Annotated in this window: 10 protein-coding genes; 2 read left to right on the plus strand and 8 right to left on the minus strand. The window is 33.2% G+C overall.

Going from position 1 to position 12,713, the window contains the following annotated elements; genetic code table 11:
• Positions 1 to 12 precede the first annotated feature (12 nt).
• The 8 genes from AC4BB7_RS11915 to AC4BB7_RS11950 form a co-directional block, all read right to left on the minus strand.
• The gene (locus AC4BB7_RS11915; RefSeq protein WP_490483163.1) at positions 13 to 2,151 is read right to left on the minus strand and encodes an RICIN domain-containing protein; all 2,139 of its coding nucleotides are present in this window, start codon (positions 2,149 to 2,151) and stop codon (positions 13 to 15) included.
• 3 nt (positions 2,152 to 2,154) lie between these two features.
• Positions 2,155 to 4,977, minus strand: coding sequence for a hypothetical protein (locus AC4BB7_RS11920; RefSeq protein WP_490483164.1), 2,823 nt, complete (start codon positions 4,975 to 4,977; stop codon positions 2,155 to 2,157).
• Between the two features lie 29 nt (positions 4,978 to 5,006).
• Positions 5,007 to 6,035: a WxLIP family cell surface protein gene (locus AC4BB7_RS11925; RefSeq protein ID WP_490483165.1), complete on the minus strand. Its 1,029-nt coding sequence runs from the start codon at positions 6,033 to 6,035 to the stop codon at positions 5,007 to 5,009.
• A gap of 14 nt (positions 6,036 to 6,049) precedes the next feature.
• A complete protein-coding gene (locus tag AC4BB7_RS11930) occupies positions 6,050 to 6,742 on the minus strand; it encodes a WxL domain-containing protein (protein ID WP_490483166.1) in 693 nt (230 codons plus the stop codon).
• 52 nt (positions 6,743 to 6,794) lie between these two features.
• Positions 6,795 to 7,460 (minus strand): WxL domain-containing protein, encoded by a 666-nt coding sequence (locus AC4BB7_RS11935; RefSeq protein ID WP_490483167.1) that lies wholly within the window; start codon positions 7,458 to 7,460, stop codon positions 6,795 to 6,797.
• A gap of 102 nt (positions 7,461 to 7,562) precedes the next feature.
• On the minus strand, positions 7,563 to 8,264 hold the full coding sequence (locus tag AC4BB7_RS11940; RefSeq protein WP_490483168.1) for a hypothetical protein: 702 nt from the start codon (positions 8,262 to 8,264) through the stop codon (positions 7,563 to 7,565).
• Between the two features lie 352 nt (positions 8,265 to 8,616).
• A complete protein-coding gene (locus AC4BB7_RS11945; RefSeq protein WP_490483169.1) occupies positions 8,617 to 8,958 on the minus strand; it encodes an EF2685/EF0750 family sortase-dependent surface protein in 342 nt (113 codons plus the stop codon).
• Between the two features lie 5 nt (positions 8,959 to 8,963).
• A complete protein-coding gene (locus AC4BB7_RS11950; protein ID WP_490483170.1) occupies positions 8,964 to 10,100 on the minus strand; it encodes a WxLIP family cell surface protein in 1,137 nt (378 codons plus the stop codon).
• A 437-nt stretch (positions 10,101 to 10,537) separates the two neighbouring features.
• On the opposite strand from AC4BB7_RS11950, the gene AC4BB7_RS11955 reads away from it, so the two are divergent.
• Entirely contained in the window at positions 10,538 to 11,311 is a 774-nt protein-coding gene (locus AC4BB7_RS11955) for a LytR/AlgR family response regulator transcription factor (protein ID WP_490483171.1), read from the plus strand.
• Positions 11,301 to 12,656, plus strand: coding sequence for a sensor histidine kinase (locus AC4BB7_RS11960; RefSeq protein ID WP_490483172.1), 1,356 nt, complete (start codon positions 11,301 to 11,303; stop codon positions 12,654 to 12,656). The genes AC4BB7_RS11955 and AC4BB7_RS11960 overlap by 11 nt, the downstream gene beginning before the upstream one ends.
• Positions 12,657 to 12,713 lie beyond the last annotated feature (57 nt).

Below are 12,713 nucleotides of genomic sequence, written 5' to 3' on the forward strand. Positions count from 1 at the left end.
TGTTTGTTGATACTAGGTTTCATTACTAATGAAACTTGGACTATTTTTTTCATTATACGTTAACTGAGTGTCTCGTATGCTAAAATTATAAAATGGTCCTAAATTAAATGTAGGTAGAATCCCAACAAGAGCATTTTTATTAATATATACTTGTTTTAGTTTCGTTAATTTTTCAAGTCCTGGAGGAACTGTTCCTGTCAGTTTATTATCATCTAAAGCCAGAAATTCAAGATTTTCTAATTTAGATATTGTTTTTGGAATTTCTCCTGTAAAACTATTCCCGAATATCGATAGTTTCTTCAAGTTGGTTAAATTCCCTAACTCATCTGGCAGACTGCCGCTAAGGTGTTTGTCTTTTAAATCTATTACTTGTAAATTTTGAAGAGCCTCTATATTCTTTGGGATATGTTGGTTAGGAAAATCGGCTCCTGCTCGATTAACAATTGACGTAATATCTAATAGATCTAGCATATAAAGATTTTCATCTATTTTCTTGCCTTTCGTTGAGAACTGGCGATTTATTTCATCAATCAGCCAGGCTTGATTTTCAAAATAATCTGACGTAATGATCGGATTTGGCAAAATAGTTACAGGGACATCGATTTTCACTGTTTTATACTTATTTTTAATTGAAACAACTGCAATCTGATCCCCTTTAAGGCTCGTATCTAACGCCAATCCAGTAATTTCAATGTTACTGCCAATTTCATCTTTTAGATCCGTTACAAAATCACCAGCATTTAACGAATTGATATCCGTGTATTGCTCTATGACTTGAGGTTTAGGTTTTCCAACAGGAGTAGGATATACGATCTGATATTTTAAGGCCACTCTATTGGATTGAAACATTCCATCCCCTCTTGCAGAAAACTCCACAAAGTGTTCTCCATCTCTATAATCGGAAGTATCTACTTGCGCTGAAAAGTTTTGTGTCCCATTCTTTATAGGGATATTTTGCTCAATAAGCTTTGCTGCATCTGTGTCAAATTTGGCATATAAATCAAATTGTTTAAATTCTGAATCCGTGTATCTTCCATTAACCGTTAATTTTTCTCCTGCATAAAACGTAGTACTTTCTCCTGAAACAGTCCCCATTACTTTGATATTATCTATAGTAGGAATTGCTAACTCTTTTTTCTTTTTTAGAATCCACTGCTGTTTTGTACTCTCACTATTTTCTGCTAATTTTATTACCCGACCAATTGTGTCATACGTTTTAACATCTGTAAGTTCATAATATAGACCAGAAGCCCAATTTTTAATTGTCACAACCATATTGCCATTCAAGCTAGTTATTTTCGAAAGTGATAATAAATTTTTATTCGCATACTTTTCATTAAAACCAAGGTTATTTAACATAGTACTTGGTGAGCTTGTGGCATTTTTTTGATCGACAATCAATCGTTTATCTCCAGAATTTGATAGAACATACTGATTATCATTCGGCTTGTATAGTAAAAACCACTCTTGATTTTTTTTGCCCACTCCCCCATAAGGATAACCTATAATGTCCCTATCCTTGTACACACCACCCTCAATATCCCAGACCATATCAGTATACCAGCGGTTTTCAATCGTATAAACGCCTTGCATTGTTTCAAGTTTAAACTTCTGTGAGTTGCTATTATTATTAGCTTTCATGGAAATGGGAAGCATAGATGTTACATTATCAACTGTAATATATAGACCATTTTTTCTATTAGCGATTGAATAAATATTTCCAGAAACTTTTTTTATATCCCATATCACTTCATCTTCTAGGATACTCAAGCTATTAATTACTTTTTCAACCGTTATACTACTTACTTGATTATTTGAACCAAGTGTTAAAATTCTTTGTTCATCTTTAGATAATTGGATAATATATCCATCTTTTTCCGGTCTGTATTTAAAGGAAAGTAACTGGTTTCCTAGTCCATGATATGGATAAGTAATTAATTTACCTGTAGAACCTGAGACATCTAAAACATACCCCTCATCTAAAGTTGAGAAAGAAACATACATATTGTCATTCAACGTTCGTTCTGAATGGGCAACTAATGGACTTCCCCATACAACTAAATATAGGATGAACAAAAATATGATATTAGTCACTTTATTTTTTATCAAATAAGGTCGTTCCCCTCTCTTTAATTCCCACATAGCATTCATCTGTCATCCTGCTGGAGCATCCACGAATTGCCACTCAACTTTGCTAGCATAGTCATCTTTATAATTAGCAGTGCTGTATTGTTTATAAAACAATCCTCGATTATCATCCCACTCTTTAGCTAAATCGATAATTCCTAAATCCGGATTACTCCTTCCACTTTCGATTAAATTGAAAGATCCATTCCCCCCTACTCTTTCAGGTATACCATCAGGTCCTTTGTAATAAAAATCGCCGATCAATCTTCTTGTTTTACTCATTATTGCATCAGTCTTGATTTTTAATTGCCATTGATTGTTTAGACGATTATCAAAAATGCTTAAGCTCTCACCATTTGAAATTTTCACAGGTTGATAACTCAAATCACCGATTTTTAAATCCAACGTCATCATTTTTGGCACTTCAGTCAGCATAGCCGTACGCAGTTGGGGCTGAAACTCAAAAATATTATTTGGATTTTTATCAGCATTATCCATTACGACCCTATAACTGTCTCTATGGTCAAACCCTATTTGAACATTTGGATCAGCTGGACCATCATACGCCAAGATATCTGCCTCTTTATTCGGTTGTAGTAGAAAGATTTTGAAAGTATGTCCTGAATATAGATTTACTTTTGTTCCATCTGCTTTTTGCGCATGAAGATTAAGGTACCCTTCATTAGTTGGATCAAATGGTTTTACTGTTGGTCTAAAGCGAGATAACCATATAACCTCAGCACCTGCTAGTGATAGGTTTTTAGCGCCAGTTACAAATGTGTCTTGATACTGTGTTGATTTAGTGATAAATTTTGGTGGAACTTCATCATTATAGGTCAACTGCGTTTCACTTATATTAAAATTGGAAAAAGGCCCTAAACTAAAGTTCGGTAGGTTCCCTACTAAGGCATTTTTATTAAGGTAAACTTGTTTTAATTCAGGTAATTCTTCTAGTCCAGAAGGAACAGTGCCAGTTAGCTTGTTATCATCTAAAGCTAAGAAAGTTAAATTTTTTAGCTTAGATAACGTTTTAGGAATTCCTCCAGAAAAACTATTACCAAATATTGATAACTTTGTTAGCTTGGTCATATCACCTAACTCATCTGGTAAAGAACCACTAAGTTGCTTATCTTTTAATTCCAATATTTCTAAATTTTCTAATGCAGCAATCGTTTTGGGGATATATTGTCCTTTAAAACTTGCTGTAGTTCGATTTGAAATTGACGTTATTTTTAGTAAATCGGACATATACAAATCTTCGTCTATTTTTTTAGGAGAAAGTTGTCTGTTTATTTCTTCAATAAGCCATGCTTGGTTTTCAAAAAATGATCCGGTAACAGGTTGTGAAATATTGGCTTGAACTATGATCTCTTTTTCTATTCCTAATAGTCCACTTTTCAACATAATAGGGATATTCACATTCCCTACGGTTTTAAACTCGACTTTATTTTTAAACGTTGGAATAACTGTGTCATTTGGAAAATTACTAGACAAATTCTTGATAAACTCAGCTACATTATAATTATCAGTAGAACTTTTAACCGCTACCGTTTTATTAGCAACCCCTTGTGCGGTTAATACTAAAGGAAATGTAACTATTCCATCATTGGTCACTTCCATTTCTGTTTTACTAACAGCGTTTTTTGTGCTGGTACTTTTCAGTGTTAGCGGAAAATTGAATTTCTGCTTGGTTTTGTCGTAATACGATAACATCTGTTTCGTTGAATAATCGATTGCACTTTTGAATTTTATTTGGATATTTTTTCCTGCGTATTTTTGTAAAAAGATCTTTGGAAACGTCACTTTATTATTAATATAATTGTACTCAGTCTCTGGAATTGCCTCATTGCCAAAATAAACTGTTGGTTTTGACAATTTTAAATCGGTTGCTTCTTTAGAATAATCTAGTTCAAGTTTTTCAGGATAATAGGCTGTAACTTCTTGTTCAGGAAGTTCTTGCTCAATTATATAACTTGAATTACCCGCTCCAGTGTCAGTTGATCTAACTGACACTTTATTATAATCTTGAGGGCTGATTATTTTAGCCTCAGAATCAAATAAACTAAAACTGGTACTAAAAAATCCTTCATCCACATACGAGCCTAACGCTATCTCTTTATTCAGACGATGTAGCATGCTCATATCAAATACTTGAGCATTAACCGTCGCTCCTCCTATAGCAATGCTGCTATAATCACCGTTATATTTAGATCTAAGTAATTTTTTTTCTTGGCCTTTATCTGAAACGATTAACGCAATATTTTTTGGGATAACCATAGCTTTTATATAGTTCCTCCATCCTGAGGTTGTCCTGATAGGCATCATGGCGTTAATGTTATCATTTATTACTTGTCCTGATTCCTGATCTACCAAAAAATAACTTATTTCGGGTGTATCTTTCACTTTTGAAGAACTCGAGTTCTGAAAATCCAATAACATACTACTCTTTTCCCTAGAGGATATCATTACAGACAAGGTATCTAAGGACTTAATTCTAATTTCCAAAGCTTTTCCTTTATAGATACCTATATTTTTAAGCCGTAACTCTTGACCTTTAGAAAAAGGAATATATTGGTCTAACTTCGGTACAGAATTTTGAATTCTAGCATCGTCTTCTATATTTTTCCCAAAATAGTTTAAATTAACAACATTCGATGTAAGATCAATTTGTTCTCCTGTCGTCAGATTAGAAGCAATTCCCTGATTATTTAGAATATATTCATTTGATAAATATCCAAACTGGCTCCATCCAGTCACATTAATGTCCGCATAACTTATTTTCGGTAAAATTAATAAACTTGCCGTAAATAAAGCAACATATAAAACCCAACATCTTTTTTTCCCTTGCATTATTTATTCACCACCAATTTTGATTACTCTTACTTTCTACGACGCCACAATAAGAAGAAAATTACTAATAAAAGAATAGAAATTATGCCTATTGTTAGGCTGATGATCCATATCAATTTATTACTCGTTTCATGTTCAAGTTCAACAGCTTCTTCATTCAAACGAGCAGCTTCTTCATCAGAGATTGTAAATTTTTTAGTAAACGTCCATTCATCTTCATTTGAATGTGCCGCAATTTCTAAATCATAGCTTCCTGCGGCTAATTCTTGGTTTTCTAATGAAATTGGAAAATTGAAGTTGGAATTAGGAGCCATTGCCATTTCCGTTTTTTCTGCTTCGTAGAGGACTTTACTTGAACCATTCTTTCTGATTTTTGCTGTGACCGCTAAATCCTTAACAAAATCAGATTTGATGTTCTGAATATTTGCAGTAATTGCGGTTCGGTAATTGAATAAACTTGCTTTAACTGTATTTAGTTTGAGTTCTGGTTTGATTTTATCCAAATTTTCCCGTAATTGGATCCCAATCACAACAGAAAAAACATTCTTTATTTGAACATCATTTTGCTTTGATTTTGACTCATTTGTTGTATCGTTTGCCTCATCGTAAACGTTAAATCCTCCAACTATTTTTCCTTCAAATGATTTTTTGGGCATTTTTAAAGTAAAGGTCACTCTTTTGGTTTCTTTAGGTTTTAGTGTCACTTTTTGCTGCCCTGAGATGAGCCTAGTAATTGGATAAACTAGCGTTGAGTCATTTTTTTCAGGTTCCACACTATATTCTAATTCTCCATTTTGATTGGTTGTGCCTATGTATGGTACTACAGCTAAGTTTAATGTCTCTTCACTAGAACTTTTTATTTCTAACTCTATATTCTGGGTTTGTCCAGGATTCATTTTCAAGTCAAAGTATGTTTTCGATTGATCGATTTGGTTTTCTGGAATGATCGCTTGAACTGAATAGCCCATTCCATCTGCATATGCGCGATCACAAATACTTACGAGTGTCACCATAAAAACTATCGTCAGGCAATACTTTATTGTTTTAAAAAATGTCATTTATTACTCTCCATCTAATTTTCTGCACTTGGAACATCTGCTAATTTCCAAGAAATTGTCGCAGTGTACTCTCTTCCTGCCTTAGCAGTATTAGGCAAGATGTCCAGTTTAATCTTTTTATTTACCCCTTTTTCACTTTTCCATCTTGTTGCCCAAACCCCTTGACCCGCATTTTCATCTGCTGACATCACTTTTTGTAAATCTTTGTTCAATGAAACAGTGTGGCTTTTGGGAGGAGCTGCATACTCAGAGTTGTGTTCCTGAATATCTCCTTTTTGTATTGTTAAATTTGCGCCACTCAATAAGTATCTTTTTTGATCTTTTGATGTGGGTTCGGAAACAAAGTTAGAAATCTTCGCGTAAAGTGACCATCCACCCAAGTTGCCTCTTAAATCTGACACTTGAATATATGGATTAGAATTGATTGCATATTCTTCTTGATACAAACCACTTCTAACGACTTTTCCAAAGCTAAAATTTGGAACTCGATCAATTTTTAACAAGCCAGAACTGTTCGTACCGTTGTTGGTTGGATCTTCTGGATCTTGACCAAACGATGGAGGAACGGGACTCTCTTTCCCTTCGATAATGACTGCATCAATATCTGATTTTAAAGCGTCGCTGGTTTTTGCTAAACAAGTTTCTGCTATAAAAACTGGTGATACAGCTAAACCCACTAAAGCAACTTTTAAATATTTTGATTTCACTATTATCTATCCTCCATTTTTGATTTACCAACAAAAAATCCTTATCTTCGCTTTAATTTGGTGTATTTGTTAATGTCCAGTTCAATTTCCCGATATAGCTTGCTTTACGTGCCGTATTAGGAATTGATAATTGAACACCTGTTGTTCTTGTTGGTTCTTGCTTATCAGCATATCGTTCAAAAATATTTGTATAACGGCCCATTCCTTTGCCTTCATCTGCTTTGAACACTACGCTTGATAGAGTACCTGATATCTTTGCTTCTTTTCCAACTGGTGTGTTTTCAGGACGGATAGATGCACTTTTTGAGGTAACTTCAGCTGTTGGAATTGTTAATTCCCAACCTTTTAAGTCTTCTCCATCATTTACTCCGCCTTTCACTTTGAATGAATCCATCGCTACTTTGACGTTCCAACCAGTGCCGTTTCCCGTTACATCAACGACTTCAATTCCATATGCTTTATCTTTGGCAATGGTTGCAGCTCTTGTTTCTCCTAAAGGAACAGAAGGATAATTAAAGTCTGAGACTGCTTTGATGATAAATTCTCCATCACGAGGTGTTTTGTCTGATATTTCTTCTTCAGCGGGTCCTGCTCCTGTTCCGGCATCAATAGAGACTGTTACATCAGACTTTAACTCATCTGCCTTTCCTGTAACTGGTAAAAGTGCGGTACCAAACGATAGTGATACTATTAAACTAGATATTATTTTTTTTTTCATATAAAATTCCTCCATTACATTTTATTCAACAGCTTACTACGACAACTTCCTTCAAGCTTAAATATTATTTATTGTGTTTTTTTATTGTATTATATGTTCTAATTACTCTACGTCTGCTAAAGACCAGCTAACTGTACCTGTAAATTGTTGACCAGCTATTTTTTCCTTTTGTTTAGAAGTAACAGCTAACTGAACATTTCTAATTTCGGCAGCAAATCCTTTAGATCCAGGTTTTTTCCCAACCATGATATTTTGGCTACCTGAAGCACCAGCTTCAAGAGATACCTTAGTAAAACCAGTTACTTTATCTTCAGCATATTTTGTTAAATCTGGTAGTGTAGCAATAGTACTTGGCAATTTACCAGTCTCTTTATCTCTTTGACTATCTAAATCAAACGTAGAAATATTTGCTGAGTTCAAAGTCAGTGTTGAAAGTAACTTTTTCGATGCATCTGTTGTGCTAACAAGATCTGACATTTTAGCGGACAATTCCCAATTTGTTTGCTGATCTGCCTCACGATCTTCATATACTGCGATGTATTGTTTTTCAGTCAGTTGTTGATAGTATACTGAACTTAGTGCGCTTGCTTCGTTTTCTGTACCAAATTTAAAGGCTGTAGGTTTAGCCATCAAACTTAATGCTTCATCGTACGGTCCAGGAACAATTGTACTTGGATCATCCGTGCTAAATCCAATTCCTACTCCTGTATCTGTTTCTCTTTCTGCTGCTTTGGCAGCTGTTGGCAACAATACTGCCCCAACAGATAAACCTAAAATTAATGTACCTAATACTTTTTTATTCATTTAATTTCTCCTAACATATTCTACCTGCAAGGAAGTTGTCGTAGTAAGCTGTTGAAGCTACTGACATCTATTTAACTTTGATTGAAAATATTGATTTGCTTTTGTATATATATAAAGGCATAAATCATCAAAAGAAAACAGATGATTGAGACGGCTAGTAACAGCCAGTTCACCAATATTTTTGTTTTTTTTAGTTTTAATTTTTTTAATAAAATACTGTCTCGATTCAAGGAGAAGAGGAACATTCCTAAAGAAATTGTGCCGCAGGCTCCTAATATATACAGCCAAAGATAGACTCTCATAAAACATTCTCCTTTCATTCATTTTTAAAATAATGTTTTTTCTTTCAAGTTCATAAATCACTGCTAGCCTTAATTTGTTTATCTAAAACGATCGCAAAACTGATTACGATTAGGATCATGCCACTAACCAAGAAGGTCAGTTGTTTCACTACTTCTCCAGTATTTGGTAAACGAACACGTTTATTGATTGGTTGATCATCATCCGCTGTAGGTGTATTATCATGTGGCGGTGGCGGTGGTACGTCATCTTCTGTTTTTTTAAATGTTATACCCACATCTCCTTCACCTAGTTGATTAGCAGATGCGATTGGTGTAAAAACAGAAGTGAAACCGAAAACGAGTATTATTAGTAGTAATCGTTTCATTGAGATTTTTTTTAGGTCCCAATTCATTTATTTCACTCCCTCATTCGTTTGTTCTTTTTATTCTTTGTTTGTTCAGCCTTCTTTCTTTTTGCTTGTTTCGCTTTTCTTTTTCTCATTCGTTCGCGAATCATTTTTTTCCAACGTTTATTTCTAACAGATAAAACTACTATGACTGCTATAAGTGATCCAATAGCAAGCATAACAACATATGGTAACCAATCAGGTGATTCTAATTTAAACACAGTTTCTTCATTCATTTTCTTTGCGGTTTCACCTGAAACGCTAAAGTCTTTTTCCCATTTCCAATCTTCTTCATCATTTTGTGCATGAACTTTTAATGTATAGTCACCAGATTCAATGGCGTCTACTCCCCAATCTACTGAAAATTCATAGGTACTGTTAGGGGCCATTCGAGCATTTTCTACTGTTTGTTTTTTCAGAATGTTTTTTGAATCTTTTTTAGTAACAGTTGCTTCAATTTTTAGATTTTCAGCAATTTTTGGTTCAGGATTATGTATGACAGCTGCTACTTGTTTACGCCCTAAATGTAATCCTAATTTGGCTGAGGTTAGTTCTAGATTTTTAGCGTTTTTGTATTCTTCTCCTGTTTCAGTCGTGACCAAGCCGATTTTGTATTGATATTTATTAGAAATCGTTTGTTTTTTAGTTTTCTCTTGATCTTCAACCGTTTCAAAGACAACAGCACCTAGCTTAACTCCTTCATAACTTTTTTTGGGAGGTGTCACTACTAGTTCAACTATTTTTTCCTCAAAACTTGCTAACTCTATTTCGGGTTCACTTATTTGAACAATTTCCGTTAAAGGATCTTTTAAACTTGCATCTAGTTCTTTGGTCGGCTCATCATACTCAATTTTCCCAGTTGAACCTGTTGTACCATTTGAAACAAAAACTTTTATTTTAGTTGGCTCATTTTGCGTTGATTTGACTTTTACTTTCAACACTTGGGATTCATCTGGTTTCGTTTCGATAAAGAAATAGGATTTGTTTATTTCAAGTTGTGTATCTGGCCTAATTGCTTGAACGACGAATCCTAATGGGTCAGGTTCTTTCCCAGCAGCTAATGAATGGTTTGGGAAAACAAGCAGTAAGACACTCGCCAGTATGACATATCGACAATAGTTCGTGATTTTTTTTATTTGCGTAATCATTTTAACTTCCTTTCTATGTATAAAAACTCTTTAAGTTCGTTTCGTTACATCTAAAATAGAGTTTGTCGATCACAGCTAGAAATAATCTTCAAAATAAGTTTTTTTGAGATTTACCTTAATGAAATCAACTAACTAAACGAACAGCTCATACATTTTTTGTATAAGGCGTTCATATTTGTTTATCAATGAACTCATTCATAGTACAATTACCTAATAACAAATAAAACAACAAGTAAGCGCTAACAAATTACATTTAATTTTTTTATTTGGAAATTTTATTTTTCTTCAAATTAAAAATATCAAGTAAGCGCTGTCTTGTTACATATACAGCCTTTTTCGTTTTTAATCTATTTAAACCTTTCTTTTTCTATCATTCTATTCTAAAATATATTAAAATTATTTTTTTAAAATATTTATTTTTCTTAGGAGGGGAAATAATGACTGTAAATACAACGATTTATGTAGTTGAAGATGATAATCTTTATAGAAAAAGAATTATTCATTATCTTGAAAACTACCACTCCAATTCTTTTCATTACAAAATATCTCCTTTAGACAATCACTTGCTTTTTATGGAGGATATTCCAACATTGGATATCTCTGATAATGATGTTTTCTTTTTAGATATTGATTTAAAAATGCAGTATTCGGGGATTGATTTAGCCAATAAAATTAGAGAAATCAATTCAAAATGTTCGATTATTTTTCTAACTAGTTTTGAAGATAAGGCGATTTCCATTATCAATAGTGAGATTTTTCCACTTGGATATCTTGTAAAAAATCCAGTTGATTCAACTGAACTGAAAACGACAATTGAAAATGTACTGATGAAAATTGAGAGTCTTACTAAAGCGGCCTGGAGGCAAGATCAAGATATAACGACCTTTATGAATGGATACGAAGCAATTTATCTGAATTGTAAGGATATTTTATATATTGAATCATTAAAGGGGTTAAAAAAACGAGTCTTAATCAAAACTCTTTCAGAAGAATTAATCATTGAAGGTAAAATTGGTAAAATCAAAACGAACTTAAAACAACCCTACCTATTTACATCTCTTCAATCTTATGTGATCAATCTTGAAAATATTTCGTCAATCAATCGCAAAAACGGTACAATTACTTTCACTGGTGACAAAGATCTATTTGTAGGAACTAGGATCATTGATAAAGTCAAAAAAGGGTTGCAGGAGTATCAATATGTTGGATAGACCTTTCTTCATTTCTTTACTATCACTAAATTTACTACAACTTCTTTGGCTATTCGCCTATAAAAAGATATTGTCTTTTCGAGAAACAATGATATTAAGCATTATTTTGATTATCCAGTTTGTTGTAGGTACATTGACCGATGATCATTTTGTGATTTTGCTGTTGATTCCTTTTTTTCTTTTGCAATTTTCATTCCCTGTAAAAAGAGTCCAAAATTGGTTGACACCAGCTCTATTTTTAAGCTTTGAAAATGCAATCGTGCTGCTCTCTTGGCTTTTGACATTAGATTTTTGGGATATTTTATTTATCAAACATTGGATAACAGCTGAAACGCACTCGACATACTTAAAATTTGTTATTTTTTTGCAGCAATTCGTTTTTTATTTACTTGTGATTTTTGCTAACTATTTAAATAAGCGATTTGGTGTAACAACCACTCTTCATCTTTTACCTAAGAAATATCGATTTGTATCTGTTTTACTTCTATTTTTCTTATTTTTTACGATTGGATTACAGCAGCTTAGTGTTTTAGAAGGATTCTCAGCTTCTTTTTTTTATAGTACCTTTATGATTATTTGCTTTACAGCTTTTCTTAGCTGGAATATTTTGCTTGTCGTTAAGCGGCAAAATGAACAACAATATATCAGTATCCTTAAAGAAAAATATGAACAAGAGCGAGAAAAAATCGAACGTTCCAATGAGTTTCGTCATGATTATAAACAGCTTTTGATTGGACTGACTTCGTATCTAGAGACAAACGATACAAAACAAGCTCTTGGTTTGCTTCATTCGATCATTGATTATTCAAACTCACTGCTTACACCTAATCTGTATAAAACAATCGCTGTGATTCATAATCCTCCGATTCAAGGTCTTTTGACCAGCTTTCTTAAAAGATGTTCAGAAATAAATATCCAGCCAAAAATTCAAATAACTGAAAAGCTTACAGATATTGATATGAACATCGTTGATTTTATTCGTTGCTTCTCTATTCTATTAGATAATGCGTATGAAGCAGTTCAAGAATCCGATTTGCAACTAATTGAGATCACTATTACTGGTGATTCGCAGTTTGTAAAGTTAACAGTTAAAAATACGTATAAAAATGATAGTAATATCTCTTTTCAGTCGCTTTTACAAAATAATTTTTCAACCAAAGAAAATCATCAGGGAAAAGGATTATTTATTCTGGCAAAATTGATTGATAAATACAAAAAAGCCAGTTATCAAGTAGCTAAAAAAGACAACTATTTTATCGCCAGTTTTTCAGTTCCCAAACTAAAAAACAATAATTCTTTACTAAAAAAAGAAGATGAAGCAAAAGTGCTGAGCTCTGGAAAATAAGAAGGGATTGTTTTTGATGCTATCGTTTATCCGGATTACAAGAGAGTGTGATATGGC

Source organism: Enterococcus sp. AAFC-DPL-5182 (genome assembly GCF_058216605.1).

Bases quoted from the DNA above. Each gene is read 5' to 3' on its own strand.
- AC4BB7_RS11945 (WP_490483169.1), bottom strand. From the start codon at position 8,958: ATGAATTGGGACCTAAAAAAAATCTCAATGAAACGATTACTACTAATA.
- AC4BB7_RS11955 (WP_490483171.1), top strand. From the start codon at position 10,538: ATGACTGTAAATACAACGATTTATGTAGTTGAAGATGATAATCTTTAT.
- AC4BB7_RS11935 (WP_490483167.1), bottom strand. From the start codon at position 7,460: ATGAAAAAAAAAATAATATCTAGTTTAATAGTATCACTATCGTTTGGT.
- AC4BB7_RS11920 (WP_490483164.1), bottom strand. From the start codon at position 4,977: ATGCAAGGGAAAAAAAGATGTTGGGTTTTATATGTTGCTTTATTTACG.
- AC4BB7_RS11960 (WP_490483172.1), top strand. From the start codon at position 11,301: ATGTTGGATAGACCTTTCTTCATTTCTTTACTATCACTAAATTTACTA.
- AC4BB7_RS11925 (WP_490483165.1), bottom strand. From the start codon at position 6,035: ATGACATTTTTTAAAACAATAAAGTATTGCCTGACGATAGTTTTTATG.
- AC4BB7_RS11940 (WP_490483168.1), bottom strand. From the start codon at position 8,264: ATGAATAAAAAAGTATTAGGTACATTAATTTTAGGTTTATCTGTTGGG.
- AC4BB7_RS11915 (WP_490483163.1), bottom strand. From the start codon at position 2,151: ATGAATGCTATGTGGGAATTAAAGAGAGGGGAACGACCTTATTTGATA.
- AC4BB7_RS11950 (WP_490483170.1), bottom strand. From the start codon at position 10,100: ATGATTACGCAAATAAAAAAAATCACGAACTATTGTCGATATGTCATA.